Below are 16364 nucleotides of genomic sequence, written 5' to 3' on the forward strand. Positions count from 1 at the left end.
TGAAGGGACACCGTGAGAGAGCTGCGTATCAGGGTGCTGGCCGGCGTGTTCGTCGTGGCCGGCGTCCTGTCCTGGGCGGGCGCCCGCCTCTGGAACTCGATCGGGACACTCCCCAGCGTCCCCCTGGCCGCCCCCATCGTCCTCGCCCTGATCGCGGTGGTCCTGCTCGCCACGGCGCTCTCGTTGCGCGCCCGCTTCAAGGCCCAGCGCGAGCGCCGCCCCGGCGCCAAGGGCGTCGACCCCCTGATGGCCGCCCGAGCGGTCGTCTTCGGCCAGGCCAGCGCCCTGGTGGCGGCTCTGGTCGCCGGTATGTACGGCGGCACGGGCGTCTTCCTGCTGGAACTCCTCGACATCCCCGCCCGCCGCGACCAGGCCTTCTACGCGGGCTTCTCGGTCCTGGCCGGCATCGCCGTGATAGCGGCGGCCCTGTTCCTGGAGCGCGTCTGCAAGCTCCCTGAGGACGAGGACCACAACCACGCGGGCGCGGAGCCGGCGGCCTGACCACCGGCTCCGCAGAGGTCGTGCGGGATCGTTCGGCGCAGGTCGTTCAGCGCGCCATGATGAGGCTCATCGCCTCGTTCCGCGTCGCCGCGTCCCGCAACTGACCGCGCACCGCCGAGGTGATCGTCTTCGCGCCCGGCTTGCGGATGCCCCGCATCGACATGCACATGTGCTCGCACTCGACCACCACGATCACACCCCGCGGCTCCAGGATCTCCATCAGGGAGTCCGCTATCTGCGTGGTGAGTCGTTCCTGCACCTGCGGGCGCCGGGCGTAGACGTCCACGAGCCGGGCCAGCTTGGACAGGCCGGTGATCTTCCCGGTCACGGACGGGATGTAGCCGACGTGGGCGACGCCCCGGAACGGCACCAGATGATGCTCACAGGTGCTGTAGACCTCGATGTCCTTCACGAGGACCATCTCGTCGTGCCCCAGGTCGAACGTCGTCGTCAGGACGTCCTCGGGCTTCTGCCACAGGCCCGCGAAGATCTCCTTGTACGCCCGCGCCACCCGGGCCGGCGTCTCCCTGAGGCCCTCACGATCCGGATCCTCACCGACCGCGATGAGCAGTTCCCGTACGGCGTTCTCGGCGCGCTTCTCGTCGAACTCGCCGATGGTGCCCTCACCGTCCAGGGTCACGGGGTCGGTCATCTGGTTCCTCGTTCCTGTACCTGTCACGCGTGCGTCCACGCGCGCTCTCTGCGGACATGCGAAATGCCGCGCCCCCCAGGCTAGAACCTGAGGGCCGCGGCATTCATTCCGGCCTAGTGGCTGAAAGTGTTCAGCTCTCGGGGCGGTCTTCCGGGGTCTTGTCCGTCACCGGGGCGGACTCCGACGCCGTCGACTTGGCCGTGCTGATCGCCGCCGTCGCTCCGTTCGCTCCGTTGGTCAGTGCCAGCTCCTTCGGGGAGAGCACCGGCGGGCGGGTGGAGGGGGTGCGGCGGGAGGAGCCGGTCCAGGCGGGCCGCGGCGGGCGCTTGTGGATCGGGGCGAAGATCTCGGCGATCTCCTCCTTGCCCAGGGTCTCCTTCTCCAACAGGTGAAGGACGAGCTGGTCGAGCACGTCGCGGTTCTCGACCAGGATCTCCCAGGCCTCGTTGTGCGCGTTCTCGATGAGCTTCTTGACCTCTTCGTCGACCAGCGCGGCGACCTCTTCCGAGTAGTCACGCTGGTGAGCCATCTCACGGCCGAGGAAGGGCTCGCTGTTGTCGCCGCCGAACTTGATGGCGCCGAGACGCTCGGTCATGCCGTACTGCGTGACCATCGCGCGGGCCAGGTTGGTGGCCTTCTCGATGTCGTTCGCGGCGCCGGTGGTCGGGTCGTGGAAGACCAGTTCCTCGGCGGCGCGGCCGCCCAGCATGTAGCCGAGCTGGTCGAGCATCTCGTTGCGGGTGGTCGAGTACTTGTCCTCGTCCGGGAGCACCATCGTGTAGCCGAGGGCGCGGCCGCGGGAGAGGATCGTGATCTTGTGGACCGGGTCGGAGTTCGGCGAGGCCGCCGCGACCAGGGCGTGACCGCCCTCGTGGTACGCGGTGATCTTCTTCTCCTTGTCCGACATGATCCGGGTCCGCTTCTGCGGGCCCGCGACCACGCGGTCGATCGCCTCGTCCAGAGCCTTGTTGTCGATCAGCTTCTGGTCGCCACGGGCGGTGAGCAGCGCGGCCTCGTTGAGCACGTTGGCGAGGTCGGCACCGGTCATGCCGGGGGTGCGGCGGGCGACGGCGGCCAGGTCGACGTCGGGCGCGACCGGCTTGCCCTTCTGGTGGACCTTGAGGATCTCCATGCGGCCCTGCAGGTCCGGCGGGTCGACCGCGATCTGGCGGTCGAAGCGGCCGGGGCGGAGCAGCGCCGGGTCGAGGATGTCGGGCCGGTTCGTCGCGGCGATGAGGATCACGCCGCCCTTGACGTCGAAGCCGTCCATCTCGACGAGCAGCTGGTTCAGGGTCTGCTCGCGCTCGTCGTGACCGCCGCCGAGGCCGGCGCCGCGGTGGCGGCCGACCGCGTCGATCTCGTCGACGAAGACGATCGCGGGGGCGTTCGCCTTGGCCTGCTCGAAGAGGTCACGGACCCGGGAGGCACCGACACCGACGAACATCTCGACGAAGTCGGAACCGGAGATCGAGTAGAAGGGCACCCCGGCCTCGCCGGCCACGGCGCGCGCGAGGAGCGTCTTGCCGGTGCCGGGGCGGCCGTAGAGGAGCACGCCCTTGGGGATCTTGGCGCCGACGGCCTGGAACTTGGCCGGTTCCTGGAGGAACTCCTTGATCTCGTGGAGTTCCTCGACGGCCTCGTCACAGCCGGCGACGTCGGAGAAGGTCGTCTTCGGGGTGTCCTTGGTGATGAGCTTGGCCTTGGACTTGCCGAAGTTCATGACCCGGGAGCCGCCGCCCTGCATCTGATTCATCAGGAACAGGAAGACGACCACGATCAGGACGAAGGGGAGCAGGGAGAGCAGGACGCCGAGGAACGGGTTCTGCTTGGACGGCGAAACGGTGTAGCCGTCCGGAATCTGCTTGTCCTGGTACTTGGTCTGCAGTGTGCCGGCGATGGCCACGCCCTGGTCGCCGATGTAGCTCGCCTGGATCTTCGAGCTGCCCTCGACCTTCTGGCCGTCCTTGAGGGTGACCTTGATGGTCTGCTCGTCACCGGTGGTGAGCTTGGCCGATTCGACCTTGTTCTCGTTGATCGCCGCCACGACCTGGCCGGTGTCCACCGTCTTGTAGCCGCCGGACGAGCCGACGACCTGCATCAACACGACCACGGCAAGGACGGCCAGCACGATCCACATGACCGGCCCACGGAAGTATCGCTTCACGTCCATCCATACGGAGCGGTGCCGCCCCGTCCCTCCTGCCATAGTGAGTTTGATAAGACAGTTCTTCTGACGGTACCCCAGCATTGTTGTCCGAAGCCGCACGGAGTGGCACGGACGGCTGGCATTCCCGTCTCTGCTTGCTCCAACGGCGCGAAACCCGCTGGGGTTCCCGATCGTCTTACAAGGGCTGGCCCGGTTGGCTCAACCGCCGTAGACGTGAGGCGCGAGCGTACCGACGAACGGCAGGTTGCGGTACTTCTCGGCGTAGTCGAGGCCGTAGCCGACGACGAACTCGTTCGGGATGTCGAAGCCGACCCATTCCACGTCGATGGCGACCTTGGCGGCGTCGGGCTTGCGCAGCAGCGTGCACACCTTGAGGGAGGCGGGCTCGCGGGAGCCGAGGTTGTTGATCAGCCAGGACAGCGTCAGACCGGAGTCGATGATGTCCTCGACGATCAGGACGTGCTTGCCCTTGATGTCGGTGTCGAGGTCCTTGAGGATCCGCACGACACCGGAGGACTGGGTGCCCGCGCCGTAGGAGGACACGGCCATCCAGTCCATGGTGACGGGGGTGGACAGCGCCCGGGCCAGGTCCGCCATGACCATGACTGCGCCCTTCAGGACGCCGACGATGAGCAGGTCCTTGCCCGCGTACTCCGCGTCGATCTTCGCGGCCAGCTCAACCAGCTTCGCGTCGATCTCTTCCTTGGTGATGAGTACCTGCTTGAGGTCGGCACCCATGTCTTTCGCGTCCACCCGCATCACTTTCGGTCGTCCCGCACTTACGGCCGCTCTTACGGCCACCGGCTGTCCGGCCCGTCGGAGGGTCGCTCCGTGGGTCGGGATTCAGCCTTGCCGGATAACCAGTCTGCCACCCTGACGCTGGGCGACGACTTTGCCCGGGAGATTGATGGCTCCCTGACCGCGCCAGCCGGTGATCAGCCGGTCGACCTCCTCGATGTGACGGGCGAAGAGGGAGCCCGCCGGGGCGCCGGCCTCGATGGCGGCGCGGCGCAGGATGCGGCGGCGTACGGCGGGCGGGAGGGCGTAGAGCTTGGCGCACTCCAGGAGGCCCGTGGCGTCGCGTACGGAGGCCTCGGCCTGGCCGGCCCAGGCGTCGAGGGCGTCGGCGTCGTCGCGGGAGAGCTGGGCGGTGCGCGCGAGGGCTTCCACGACGCCCTTGCCGAGGGCCTTCTCCAGGGCGGGCAGGCCTTCGTGCCGCAGCCGGGAACGGGTGTAGGCGGGGTCGGCGTTGTGCGGGTCGTCCCAGACGGGCAGGGCCTGGACCATGCAGGCCTTGCGGGCGGTCTGCCGGTCGAGGTGCAGGAAGGGCCGCCGGTAACGGCCGCCGGCCCCCGAGACCGCGGCCATTCCGGACAGGGAGCGGATGCCGGAGCCGCGGGCGAGGCCGAGCAGGACGGTTTCGGCCTGGTCGTCGCGGGTGTGGCCGAGCAGGACCGCGGCGGCGCCGTGGCGCTCGGCCGCGGCGTCGAGGGCGGCGTAGCGGGCGTCGCGGGCGGCGGCCTCGGGGCCGCCCTCGCGGCCGACGGTCACGGCGATGGACTCGGCGGGGTCGAGGCCGAGTTCGCGCAGCCTGAGGACGACCTCCTCGGCCCGGAGGTCGGAGCCGGGCTGAAGGCCGTGGTCCACGGTGATGCCGCCGGCGCGGATGCCGAGCTTGGGGGCCTCGAAGGCGAGGGCCGAGGCGAGGCCCATGGAGTCGGCGCCGCCGGAGCACGCGACGAGCACGAGCGGGGAGGGGGTGCGCTCGTGCCGGCTGGGTTCGCGGGCTTCATCGGTGGTGCGGCTGAGGTCGGTGAGGAGGTCGTGGAGGACGCGGCGGACCGCCAGGCGTATCGCCGCGACCGCAGGATGGGGACCCATGTCCGGTTCCCTTCATGAAGTTTTCGGGGGGTGAGCCCGAGGTTCGGTCACTCAGAGTGTGTAGATGGTGACAGAAGCGGGCCGTTCCCCGAGCATTGCACGCCTACCCATGGCTCACGGTCCCTCGGACGGGTGATTGAAGGGGCGTTCGCCTGCCGTCGGCCGGATTCGTTTCACGACTTCCTCATGCGGTTCACGACTCGGCCTTGCGGTGCACCCGTGCGACCCAGTCCGCCGGTTTGGCGATCTCCGCCTTGGTGGGCAGGGTGTTGGGAGATGTCCACACGCGGTTGAAGCCGTCCATGCCGACGTGGTCGACCACGGCACGCACGAAGCGTTCGCCGTCCCGGTACTGCCTGAGTTTGGCATCCAGACCGAGCAGCTTGCGCAGGGCGAGGTCGAGGCGGGAGGCGCCCCTGGCGCGGCGCTGCTGGAACTTCTCGCGGATCTCGGAGACGGTCGGTACGACGCTCGGGCCCACCCCGTCCATGACGAAGTCGGCGTGGCCCTCCAGCAGGGACATGACCGCGGTGAGGCGGCCGAGGATCTCGCGCTGGGCCGGGGTCTGCACCAGCTCCACGAAGGAGCGTCCGCCGTCGTCCTCCTCGCCCTCGGGGCGGCCGCCGGCGAGGGACTGGGCGGCTTCCCGGACGCGTTCCAGGACGGTCATCGGGTCGACGTCGGTCTCCGCCAAGAACGACTGGATTTCACCCTCCAGGTGGTCGCGGAGCCAGGGCACGGCGGTGAACTGCGTGCGGTGGGTCTCCTCGTGCAGGCACACCCAGAGCCTGAAGTCGTGGGGCTCGACGTCGAGTTCGCGCTCCACGTGGACGATGTTCGGCGCGACGAGGAGAAGGCGGCCGCCGCCACTCGGTGAATCGGGGGAGCCGCCGGCCGGGAGGTCGCGGGAGGCGGGGGCGAAGGTCTCGTACTGGCCGAGGACGCGGGAGGAGAGGAAGGACAGCAGCATGCCCAGTTCGACGCCGGTCACCTTGCCGCCGACGGCGCCGAGGACGGCGTTGCCGGGGCTGCTGCCGCGGCGCTCCTGCATCTTTTCCAGGAGGGGCTTGAGGATCTCCCGGAAGCCGGCGACGTTCGCGCGGACCCAGCCGGGGCGGTCGACGACGAGGACGGGGGTGTCGTGGGTTTCCGCGGTGCCCATACGAGTGAAGCCCCGGACGTGTTCCTCCGAGGCTTTCGCGTGCCGGCGCAGCTCCGCCACGACGGCCCTGGCCTCGTCGCGGCTGACCTCGGGGCCCGGTCGTACGAGCCGTGTCGCGGTCGCCACCGCGAGGTTCCAGTCGACCATCCCGGGAGATGCGGTGCCACCGAAGCTCGTCATGTGTCAACGGTACGTGAGCGCTCCCGCTTGGGGCAGGGAGCGGGGGTCGGGTGAGGTGCGGTTTCTCAACTAGCCGCAGCCACAGGCCGCCAACGCCGTGGCCGTTCTGTCCAGGGCCGACTGGGCCTCCTGGGCGTTGGTCGTGTTGGAGGCCAGGAAGGCGAAGGCCAGGAGGTGGCCGTCCTGGTCGACGACCGTGCCCGCGAGCGTGTTCACGCCGGTCAGGGTTCCTGTCTTCGCTCGTACGACTCCTGCGGCCCCGTCGGTGTAGCGGGCGGCCAGGGTGCCGGTGAAGCCGGCCACGGGCAGGCCGGTGAGGACCGGGCGGAGGCCGGGGCGGGCCGGGTCGGCGGCCTTGACCAGCAGGGCGGTGAGGAGGTTCGCCGTGAGCCGGTCGTCGCGGTTGAGGCCGCTGCCGTCGTGGAAGGCGGCGCCGGACATCGGCAGGCCGAGCTTGGTCAGCTGGGTGGCGATGGCCTTCGCGCCGCCGTCGAAGCTCGCCGCCCGGCCGCTCGCCAGGGCGGTCTGGCGGGCCAGGGCCTCGGCGATGTCGTTGTCGCTGTTGGTCAGCATGCGCTCGACCAGGGCGGACAGCGGGGGCGAGGAGACGGTGGCCAGGGTCTCGGCGCGGTTGGTGGCCTTGGAGGGGCCGGGGGGCGTGGTCTTGACGCCGGCCTTGCGGAGGTAGTCCGCGAACTTGCCGGCCGCGTCCGCCGCCGGGTCGCTCACGCGGGTTACCGGGCCGCTGGTGGAGTTGTTGGTGCGGCCCTCGTCGGCGGTCAGGGCGCTGACCGGGGCGAGGTTGTCGTTGACGCCGACGGGGTGCACGGCGGGGCCGGAGAAGAGCGTGGTGTCGTAGGAGAGCGTGATCTTGTCGATGCCGCGCTTCTTCAGGGCGGCGGCCGTGTCGGCGGCGAGCGTGCGCAGGCTCGCCCAGCCCTCGGCCTTCGGGTGCGCGGTGAGGGTGGGGTCGCCGCCGCCGACCAGGACCAGTTCCCCGGTGTCGGGTTCGAGCGCGGCGCGGGTGGTGAGGCGGTGGTCGGGGCCGAGGGCGGACAGGGCGGCGACGGCGGTGGCGATCTTGGTGGTGGAGGCCGGGGTGAAGGCCCGGTCGGCGGCGGTGCCGTACAGCTGCTTGCCGGTGCTGACGTCGACGACGGCCGCCGCGTGGCCGCCGCCGAGCGCGGAGACGCCCAGGAGCGGCCCCAGGACGTCCGCGAGGGCCTTCTGGCCCGGCGGGGCCTTCTTGGTGCTGACCGTGCCCGTGGTGCCGCCCAGGCCCGTCAGGACAGCCGGGGCGCTCGGTGCGGGCCGGGGCCCCCGCGCGCGCGTGCCGGAGTCGCCGTGATCTGCGCCACCTGACCGCTCCAGAGCGACTGCGCGGTCCCGCTCGGCCGTACGCTGACCGTTGGCGTCCCAGGGGCCGGCGAGGGTCACCACACCGGCGGCCAGTGCCAGCCCGGCGGTGGCGGCGCCCGCGGTGTACTGCCAGGTCCTGACGGCTCGCGGCCCAGGGAGGTGTGCAAGCCCGGGGCGCACTGCCTTCGTCAGCCGCGCGATCCGTGGTTGCGCGGCCGTCGCGGCGCGCGCCAGTCGCGGTCGTACGGCGTTCGCGATCCGCACCACATGCGGTCTCGCGGCTCGCCAAGACCTCAGCTCTGGCACGACCACCAGCCCCTTTCGCGATCACACACCTGCGTGAGGGACACTTAACCACCAGAACTATGTGCTGATCATGGAGGAGCCACCGGTGGAGTTCGACGTCACGATCGAGATCCCGAAGGGTTCGCGGAACAAGTACGAGGTGGACCACGAGACCGGTCGGATCCGCCTGGACCGTCGCCTCTTCACCTCGACCGCCTACCCGACCGACTACGGCTTCGTCGAGAACACTCTCGGCGAGGACGGCGACCCGCTGGACGCGCTGGTCATCCTGGACGAGCCGACCTTCCCGGGCTGCCTGATCAAGTGCCGGGCGATCGGCATGTTCCGGATGACGGACGAGGCGGGCGGCGACGACAAGCTGCTGTGCGTTCCGGCCACCGACCCGCGGGTGGAGCACCTGCGCGACATCCACCACGTGTCGGAGTTCGACCGCCTGGAGATCCAGCACTTCTTCGAGGTGTACAAGGACCTGGAGCCCGGCAAGTCGGTCGAGGGTGCCAACTGGGTGGGCCGCACGGACGCCGAGATCGAGATCGAGCGGTCCTACAAGCGCTTCAAGGAGCAGGGCGGCCACTGACTGAGGCTCCCTGTTGCCACGGGCCGCACGCGCACGCGTGCGGCCCGTTCGCGCACCCATGCGCATACTGAGCCCTAACGGAATGTTGCGTTCAGGGAGCGGTGCGAGGTGACGGAGGCGGAGGACCGCAAGCCGCGGTCCGACGAGGCGCGGTACGACCCGGAGATCACGTCCGAGTTCGCCATTCCCCAGGGCATCGAGGTCCCCGAGGGCGGCGGTGAGCCGGAGACCACGTCCGAGTTCGCTGTGCCGGAGGGGCTGGCGGTGCCGCAGCCGCCGGGTGCCGAGCCGGAGGGGTCTGCGTTCACCCTGCCGAGCACCTACAGCGCCCAGGACGCCCCGCCCGCGTTCACCCCGGCGACCGGGATACCGGCCGTCAGCCTGATCAAGGACGCGCCCTGGCAGGACCGGATGCGCACGATGCTGCGCATGCCGGTGGCCGAACGGCCGGCGCTCGAGCCGGTGCAGCGGGCCGAGGAGGGCGGGCCCGCGATCCCGCGCGTGCTGGACCTGACCCTGCGTATCGGGGAACTGCTGCTGGCGGGCGGTGAGGGCGCGGAGGACGTGGAGGCCGCGATGTTCGCGGTGTGCCGGTCCTACGGCCTGGACCGCTGTGAGCCGACCGTCACCTTCACGCTGCTGTCGATCTCCCACCAGCCGTCCCTGGTGGAGGACCCGGTCACGGCGTCGCGGACGGTACGCCGGCGGGGCACGGACTACACACGGCTCGCGGCCGTGTTCCGGCTGGTGGACGACCTGACCGACCCGGAGGCCCATGTCTCCCTGGAGGAGGCCTACCGGCGCCTGGCGGAGATCCGCCGCAACCGGCACCCCTACCCAGGCTGGGCCCTGACCCTGGCGAGCGGGCTGCTCGCGGGTGCGGCCTCCGTGCTGGTCGGCGGTGATCTGATCGTGTTCGTCGCGGCGGCGCTGGGCGCGATGCTCGGCGACCGGCTGGCGTGGCTGTGCGCGGGGCGTGGGCTGCCGGAGTTCTACCAGTTCACGATCGCCGCGATGCCGCCCGCTGCGATCGGTGTGGCGTTCGCGCTGGCACACGTCGACGTGGCGGCGTCCGCGGTCGTCACCGGTGGGCTCTTCGCGCTGCTGCCGGGGCGGGCGCTGGTGGCGGGCGTGCAGGACGGGCTGACCGGCTTCTACATCACCGCGGCCGCCCGCCTGCTGGAGGTCATGTACTTCTTCGTCGGCATCGTCATCGGTGTGCTGCTCGTCCTGTACTTCGGTGTGAAGGTGGGCGGCAAGCTGAACCCGGACGCGGCGCTGAACATCTCCGAGCGACCGCTGATCCAGATCGCCGCGTCCATGCTCCTGTCGCTGACGTTCGCCGTGCTGCTGCAGCAGGAACGATCCACCGTGCTGGCGGTGACGCTCAACGGCGGTGTGGCCTGGTCGGTGTACGGCGCCATGCACTACGCGGGCGGCATCTCCCCCGTCGCTTCCACGGCGGTGGCGGCTGGGCTGGTGGGGCTGTTCGGGCAGTTGCTGTCGCGGTACCGGTTCGCGTCGGCGCTGCCGTACACGACGGCCGCGATCGGGCCGCTGCTGCCCGGTTCGGCCACGTACTTCGGGCTGTTGTCCATGGCGCAGAGCGAGGTCGACAAGGGGCTGGTGTCCCTGGCCAAGGCGGCCTCGCTGGCCATGGCCATCGCCATCGGGGTCAACCTCGGCTCGGAGATCTCCCGGCTGTTCCTGCGGGTCGGCTCCGCCGGCAAGCGCCGGGCCGCCAAGCGGACCAGGGGGTTCTGAGCCGCCTAGTGGTTCCGGGGGTACCCGTTCTGGTCGTACTGCTGCTGCGGGTACTGCTGCTGGTCGTAGTACTGGTTGTCGTAGCCCTGGTGGCCCTGCTGACCCTGCTGGCCCTGGTTGTCGTAGCCCTGGTTCCAGTACTGCTGCTGGTCCTGCTGCGGCTGGTACGGCTGCTGCTGCTGGTACGACTGCGGCTGGTACGGCTGCTGGTAGGGCTGCTCCGGCTCGATGCGGCGGAGCTGAGTCGTGGCGTCGTCCATGACCGGGGCGTGCTGGTACTGGGGCTGCTGGGGAGGCTGAGGCGTCTCCTGCCGGGCCTTCTTCTCCTTGCCGCGCGCGCGGAGGAACTCGATCGCGATCGGGACCACCGAGATGAGGACGATCAGGATGAGCATCGCCTCGATGTTCTTCTTGACGAAGTCGATGTTGCCGAGCCAGGAGCCGAGCAGGGTGACGCCCGCGCCCCACAGGACGCCGCCGATGACGTTGAAGGTCAGGAACGAGCGGTACTTCATGCCGCTGACGCCGGCGATGATCGGCGTGAACGTGCGCACGATGGGCACGAAGCGGGCCAGGACCAGGGACTTGGGGCCGTACTTCTCGAAGAACTCGTGCGCCTTGGTGACGTTCTCCTGCTTGAAGAGGCGGGAGTCCGGGCGGTTGAAGAGGGACGGGCCGACCTTCTTGCCGAACATGTAGCCCGCCTGGTCACCGAGGATCGCGGCGAGGCAGATCAGGCCGATCGCGCCCCACAGCGGGAAGTCCAGGTCCCCGGACGTGATCAGCAGACCGCAGGTGAACAGCAGCGAGTCGCCCGGCAGGAAGAAACCGATGAGCAGACCGGACTCGGCGAAGACGATGAGCAGCAAGCCCCAGATGCTGTACGTGTCGAGCAGGTAGTTGGGATCCAGCCAGCTCGGGCCGAGGGCGAGTGTCATCACGGGTCCGGGCTCCTGTGGGGGTGAGGGCGGCTACGGCGTCCTTGTGCGGGCGCACAAAGCTATCAACGCGATGTGTCCGCCCCAGGTTCCACCGGTGACTCCAGGATGCACTGTGGGGCAACTGGGGCAAAGCTGTGAGCCATGGGACTCGATGACTACGGCGGCGGCCAGGGGCCCCAGCCCGACGTGCTGGTCGTCACCACCAACGACGTGCCCGGATACCGGGTGCAGCAGGTGCTCGGTGAGGTCTTCGGGCTCACCGTGCGCTCGCGGCACCTGGGCAGCCAGATCGGCGCCGGACTGAAGTCGATGATCGGCGGCGAGCTGAAGGGGCTCACCAAGACGCTCGTACAGACCCGCACCCAGGCCATGGAGCGGCTGGTGGAGCAGGCACGCGCGCGTGGTGCCAACGGCGTCCTGGCGTTCCGGTTCGACGTGACGGAGGCCGCGGACGTGGGCACCGAGGTGTGCGCCTACGGCACGGCGGTGGTCCTGGCCCGGGAGTAGCCCTCCCGGGCCAGGGGTCACGCGGTGTGCCGGTCGGCGTTCGCGGTGATCGCCGCGCTCAGGTGGTCGGCGAGCCCGGGCCGCATGGAGTCGTAGAACGCCTTGAAGCGCTCGTCGGCGACGTACATCGCGCCCAGGCAGCGGTGCATGGCGTGCGGGCACTCGTAGTACCACGTGCCGATGTGCCGGCGGTGCTCCTCGGCCAGGTCCATGGCCGCCTCGCCGGACGGCTGCTCACCGGCGGTCATCAGGGCGACGTAGCGCTCGCTCCAGTCGTCGGCCTCGGCCATGAGCCGCTTCCAGTCCTCCTTGGTGTAGCCGGCGGCGCGGCGCTGCGACTCGGCGTACGCCTCCGTGCCGCCCCAGCGCTGCTCCGCCTCCTCGGCGTACTGCTCGGGATCCTTGTCCCCGAAGACCTCGAACCGCTCCTCGGGCGTGAGGTTGATGCCCATCGTGCGTGCCTCCATGGCGTGCTCCACGGCCGCCGCCATCTTCTGCAGCTTCTCGATCCGGGCGGTCAGCAGTTCGTGCTGGCGGCGCAGGTGTGCGCGCGGGTCAGCTCTGCCGGTGGCCTGGTCGTCTAGCAGGGCGGCGACCTCGTCGAGCGGGAAGCCGAGTTCCCGGTAGAACAGGATCTGCTGGAGCCGGTCGAGGTCGGCGTCGCCGTAGCGCCGGTGGCCGGCGTGGGTGCGCTCGCTGGGCACGAGCAGGCCGATCTCGTCGTAGTGGTGCAGGGTGCGCACCGTGACCCCGGCGAACCCCGCGACCTGTCCCACGGAGTAACTCACTTTTCCGCTCCTTGTCGTCGGTACGCCCTCCACGCTGAGGCCTCACGCAACGTGAGGTGCAAGCCGGTTTCCCTTCGGGATGTTCAACATCTTTTGTCCGCTTATTCCGCTTATGGTGACCCCGTGGCCCAGGACAGCGCGCAGGCGCCCACCACCGCTCCCGCGACCCCCGCGCGCGCCCTGCTGCCGTTGATCCTGCCCGCTCTCGTCGTGGGCGTGGTGTCCAGCCTGCTCTTCGTCGGGGTGAGCGTCGGGGCCGAGCAACTCCAGGGCGTGCTGTGGCAGAACCTGCCCGACGCCCTGGGAATCGGCCGCTACTCCGTACTGTGGATCTTCGTCATGCTCATCGCGACCGGTATCGCGGTCGGTCTGGTGGTGTGGAAGGTGCCGGGGCACGCGGGGCCCGACCCGGCCACCATGGGGCTGAACGCGCCCGCGCTGCCGCCCGTCGTGCTGCCCGGCCTGCTGCTGGCGGCGGCCCTGATGCTCGCGGGCGGCCCGAGCCTCGGCCCCGAGAACCCGATCATCGCGACCAACGTCGGGCTGGCGGTGTGGCTGGGCCGCCGGTTCCTGCCCAGGCTGCCGGGCCCGCTGTGGATGGCACTGGCGGAAGCGGCGACGCTGGGCGCGCTGTTCGGCACCCCGGTGGGCGCCGCCCTGGTCATCTCGGAGGCGCTGGCCGGGCAGCGCATCAAGGGGCTGCTCTGGGACAACCTGTTCGCCCCACTGGCCGCCGCCGCGGCGGGCGCCCTGACCACCGACCTGCTCCACCACGCGACCTTCGACCTCCATCTGCCCCCGATCGGCCGGCCGGACGCGGGCGACGTACTGGCGGCGATCGTCATCGCGTCGGTCGGCGCGCTGCTCGGCATGTGCGCGGTCCACGCCTTCCCGTACCTCCACCGCGCCTTCCAGCGGCTGCGGCACCCGATGCTGATGCTTCCGGTGGGCGGAGCCGTTCTGGGGGCACTGGGGGCCCTGGGCGGCCCGCTGACGCTCTTCAAGGGGCTGGACCAGGTCGCGGAGCTGGCGCGCGACCCCGAGGGCTGGTCGGCCGGGCAGTTCGCCACGATGACCGTGGTGAAACTGGCCGCCATGACGGTCGCCGCGACCTGCGGCTTCCGCGGGGGCCGGATCTTCCCCTCCGTATTCGTGGGCACCGCCCTCGGTCTGTGCGCCCACGCCCTGGTGCCCGCCGTCCCGCCCGCCGTGGGGGTGGCGGCGGGCGTGCTGGGCATGCTCCTGGCCGTCACCCGGCAAGGCTGGGTGAGCCTGTTCACCGCGGCCGTCCTGGTCGCCTCGCCCGTCATCCTCGCCCTGCTCTGCATCGCCTCGCTGCCGGCCTGGCTGCTGGTGACGGGGCGGCCGCAGATGCAGTTGCGGACGGACGGCACACCGATCCGCTGACTCACTCCCCTCTCTCTGGAGGCACGTAAATGGCCCTGCACAAAGGTCCCGAGAAGCACGACGAGCGGCCGATGTCGGTCAACCCGTTCTTCGGGGAGGCGAACCCGGTCGTCGAAATGGCCGAGGCTCCGCCCAAGCACCGGCTCCCCGACACGCCCCTGCCTCCCACCACGGCGGCGCAGATCGTGCACGACGAGCTGATGCTGGACGGCAACTCCCGGCTGAACCTGGCCACGTTCGTCACCACCTGGATGGAACCGCAGGCCGGGGTGCTGATGGCGGAGTGCCGGGACAAGAACATGATCGACAAGGACGAGTACCCGCGCACGGCCGAGCTGGAGCGGCGCTGCGTGGCGATGCTCGCCGACCTGTGGAACGCGCCGGACCCGTCGGCCGCCGTGGGCTGTTCGACCACGGGGTCCAGCGAGGCGTGCATGCTCGCCGGGATGGCGCTCAAGCGGCGCTGGGCGACGCGCAACGCCGACCGCTACCCGGGGGCGCGCCCCAACCTGGTCATGGGCGTCAACGTCCAGGTCTGCTGGGACAAGTTCTGCAACTTCTGGGAGGTGGAGCCCCGGCTGGTCCCGATGGAGGGCGACCGCTACCACCTGGATCCGCAGGCGGCGGCCGAGATGTGCGATGAGAACACCATCGGGGTCGTCGGCATCCTCGGCTCCACCTTCGACGGGTCCTACGAGCCGATCGCGGACCTGTGCGCGGCCCTGGACGACCTCCAGGAGCGCACCGGTCTGGACGTCCCGGTGCACGTGGACGGCGCGTCCGGGGCCATGGTGGCGCCCTTCCTGGACGAGGAGCTGGTGTGGGACTTCCGCCTCCCGCGCGTGGCCTCGATCAACACCTCGGGCCACAAGTACGGCCTGGTCTACCCGGGCGTGGGCTGGGCCCTGTGGCGGGACAAGGAGGCGCTGCCCGAGGAACTGGTCTTCCGGGTGAACTACCTGGGCGGCGACATGCCGACCTTCGCGCTCAACTTCTCCCGCCCCGGCGCCCAGGTGGTGGCGCAGTACTACACGTTCCTGCGGCTGGGCCGGGAGGGCTACCGGGCGGTGCAGCAGTCGACACGGGACGTGGCGCGCTACGTCGCCGGCAGGATCGGGGCGCTGGACGACTTCCGGCTGCTCACCCAGGGCGACGAGCTGCCGGTGTTCGCCTTCACCACCGCTCCGGACGTGACGTCGTACGACGTCTTCGACGTCTCCCGGCGGCTGCGCGAGAGCGGCTGGCTGGTGCCCGCGTACACCTTCCCGCCCAACCGGGAGGATCTCTCCGTGATCCGGATCGTGTGCCGCAACGGCTTCTCCCACGACCTCGCCGACCTGTTCGTGGAGGACCTGACCCGCCTGGTGCCGGAGCTGCGCCGGCAACCGCATCCCCTGACCCGGGACAAGGCGGCGGCCACCGGCTTCCATCACTAGCTGCCCAGGCGCGCGAACTTCCGTACCGCCAGCGGGAAGAACACGGCCAGCAGGACGAGGGGCCAGGTCACGGCCGCGCCCACGTGGCCCGGCTCGCCACCCTGGCCGCCGAGCAGGTCCCGTACCGCCGTCGCCGTCTGGGACAGGGGGTTCCACCGGACGGCCGTGCCCAGCCAGTCGGGCATGGCGTCCGGGGTGGCGAGGGCATTGGAGAGGAAGCCGACCGGCCAGACGAGGATCTGGACCGCCTGGACCATCTCGGGCCGGCCGGCGACCAGGGCGAGGTGGATGCCGATCCACAGCATCGCGAAGCGGAGCAGGAGGAGCAGGCCGAAGGCGGCCAGGAGGGCTCCGGGGCCACCGTGCGCCCGCCAGCCGAGCGTGTACGCCACTGCCGTCAGCAGCGCGAGCGCCACCGCCGACTGGAGCATGTCGGCCGCCGAACGGCCCACCAGGACCGCTCCGTTGGTCATCGGCAGGGAACGGAAGCGGTCGATGACGCCCCTGGTGAGGTCCTGGGTGACGTTGAGCATCGTGCCCTCCAGGCCGAAGGCCATGGTGAGCGCGAGCATGCCGGGCACCAGGTAGTCCATGTAGTCGCCGGCGACGCCCCGGCCGCCGCCGATCAGGTAGCCGAACATCAACAGCAGCATCACCGGGAAGACCAGGGCGACCAGCGCCTGCCCGGGCTGCCGTGCCCAGTGGGCGAGTTCGCGTCGGGTCATGGTCCAGGAGT

The 16364-nt window shown here is 70.3% G+C and carries 15 protein-coding genes; 6 read left to right on the plus strand and 9 right to left on the minus strand.

Going from position 1 to position 16364, the window contains the following annotated elements:
- The first annotated feature begins 12 nt into the window (after window positions 1–12).
- Entirely contained in the window at window positions 13–501 is a 489-nt protein-coding gene (locus BEK98_RS21890) for a DUF3180 domain-containing protein (protein WP_094218328.1), read from the plus strand.
- A 46-nt stretch (window positions 502–547) separates the two neighbouring features.
- Here the strand turns inward: BEK98_RS21890 and folE are convergent, their stop codons facing one another.
- The 6 genes from folE to dacB all read right to left on the minus strand — a co-directional run bounded on the left by folE (window position 548) and on the right by dacB (window position 8169).
- A complete protein-coding gene (folE, locus tag BEK98_RS21895) occupies window positions 548–1153 on the minus strand; it encodes a GTP cyclohydrolase I FolE (protein WP_094218329.1) in 606 nt (201 codons plus the stop codon).
- A 130-nt stretch (window positions 1154–1283) separates the two neighbouring features.
- Window positions 1284–3323: an ATP-dependent zinc metalloprotease FtsH gene (gene ftsH / locus BEK98_RS21900; protein ID WP_094218330.1), complete on the minus strand. Its 2040-nt coding sequence runs from the start codon at window positions 3321–3323 to the stop codon at window positions 1284–1286.
- Between the two features lie 195 nt (window positions 3324–3518).
- A complete protein-coding gene (gene hpt, locus BEK98_RS21905) occupies window positions 3519–4079 on the minus strand; it encodes a hypoxanthine phosphoribosyltransferase (RefSeq protein WP_094218331.1) in 561 nt (186 codons plus the stop codon).
- Window positions 4080–4163: 84 nt separating this feature from the next.
- A complete protein-coding gene (gene tilS, locus BEK98_RS21910) occupies window positions 4164–5201 on the minus strand; it encodes a tRNA lysidine(34) synthetase TilS (protein WP_094218332.1) in 1038 nt (345 codons plus the stop codon).
- Between the two features lie 193 nt (window positions 5202–5394).
- The gene (locus tag BEK98_RS21915) at window positions 5395–6543 is read right to left on the minus strand and encodes a zinc-dependent metalloprotease (RefSeq protein WP_094218333.1); all 1149 of its coding nucleotides are present in this window, start codon (window positions 6541–6543) and stop codon (window positions 5395–5397) included.
- A 69-nt stretch (window positions 6544–6612) separates the two neighbouring features.
- Window positions 6613–8169 (minus strand): D-alanyl-D-alanine carboxypeptidase/D-alanyl-D-alanine endopeptidase, encoded by a 1557-nt coding sequence (dacB, locus tag BEK98_RS21920; RefSeq protein ID WP_094218334.1) that lies wholly within the window; start codon window positions 8167–8169, stop codon window positions 6613–6615.
- A gap of 124 nt (window positions 8170–8293) precedes the next feature.
- Between dacB and BEK98_RS21925 the strand changes: the two genes are divergently transcribed.
- Window positions 8294–8785 carry an inorganic diphosphatase gene (locus BEK98_RS21925; protein WP_010044289.1) on the plus strand — a complete coding sequence of 164 codons (492 nt, stop codon included), beginning with the start codon at window positions 8294–8296 and terminating at the stop codon, window positions 8783–8785.
- A 108-nt stretch (window positions 8786–8893) separates the two neighbouring features.
- Window positions 8894–10549 (plus strand): threonine/serine exporter family protein, encoded by a 1656-nt coding sequence (locus BEK98_RS21930; RefSeq protein ID WP_094218335.1) that lies wholly within the window; start codon window positions 8894–8896, stop codon window positions 10547–10549.
- Between the two features lie 5 nt (window positions 10550–10554).
- Here the strand turns inward: BEK98_RS21930 and BEK98_RS21935 are convergent, their stop codons facing one another.
- Window positions 10555–11490, minus strand: coding sequence for a DedA family protein (locus BEK98_RS21935; RefSeq protein WP_094218336.1), 936 nt, complete (start codon window positions 11488–11490; stop codon window positions 10555–10557).
- A gap of 141 nt (window positions 11491–11631) precedes the next feature.
- Between BEK98_RS21935 and BEK98_RS21940 the strand changes: the two genes are divergently transcribed.
- Window positions 11632–11997, plus strand: coding sequence for a YbjQ family protein (locus tag BEK98_RS21940; protein WP_094218337.1), 366 nt, complete (start codon window positions 11632–11634; stop codon window positions 11995–11997).
- Window positions 11998–12014: 17 nt separating this feature from the next.
- Here the strand turns inward: BEK98_RS21940 and BEK98_RS21945 are convergent, their stop codons facing one another.
- Complete coding sequence (locus BEK98_RS21945; RefSeq protein ID WP_094218338.1) at window positions 12015–12785, minus strand: MerR family transcriptional regulator; 771 nt, start codon at window positions 12783–12785, stop codon at window positions 12015–12017.
- A gap of 123 nt (window positions 12786–12908) precedes the next feature.
- Here BEK98_RS21945 and BEK98_RS21950 point away from each other — a divergent pair, with 123 nt between their 5' ends.
- Complete coding sequence (locus tag BEK98_RS21950) at window positions 12909–14192, plus strand: ion channel protein (RefSeq protein WP_094218339.1); 1284 nt, start codon at window positions 12909–12911, stop codon at window positions 14190–14192.
- 29 nt (window positions 14193–14221) lie between these two features.
- The gene (gene gad, locus BEK98_RS21955) at window positions 14222–15628 is read left to right on the plus strand and encodes a glutamate decarboxylase (RefSeq protein ID WP_094218340.1); all 1407 of its coding nucleotides are present in this window, start codon (window positions 14222–14224) and stop codon (window positions 15626–15628) included.
- On the opposite strand, the gene BEK98_RS21960 is transcribed toward gad, so the two are convergent.
- Window positions 15625–16353, minus strand: a complete 729-nt coding sequence (locus tag BEK98_RS21960; protein ID WP_094218438.1) for an ABC transporter permease — start codon at window positions 16351–16353, stop codon at window positions 15625–15627. The genes gad and BEK98_RS21960 overlap by 4 nt on opposite strands.
- Between the last annotated feature and the right edge of the window lie 11 nt (window positions 16354–16364).

The sequence above is a fragment of the Streptomyces diastatochromogenes genome (assembly GCF_002242805.1).
Taxonomy (GTDB): Bacteria; Actinomycetota; Actinomycetes; order Streptomycetales; family Streptomycetaceae; genus Streptomyces; species Streptomyces diastatochromogenes.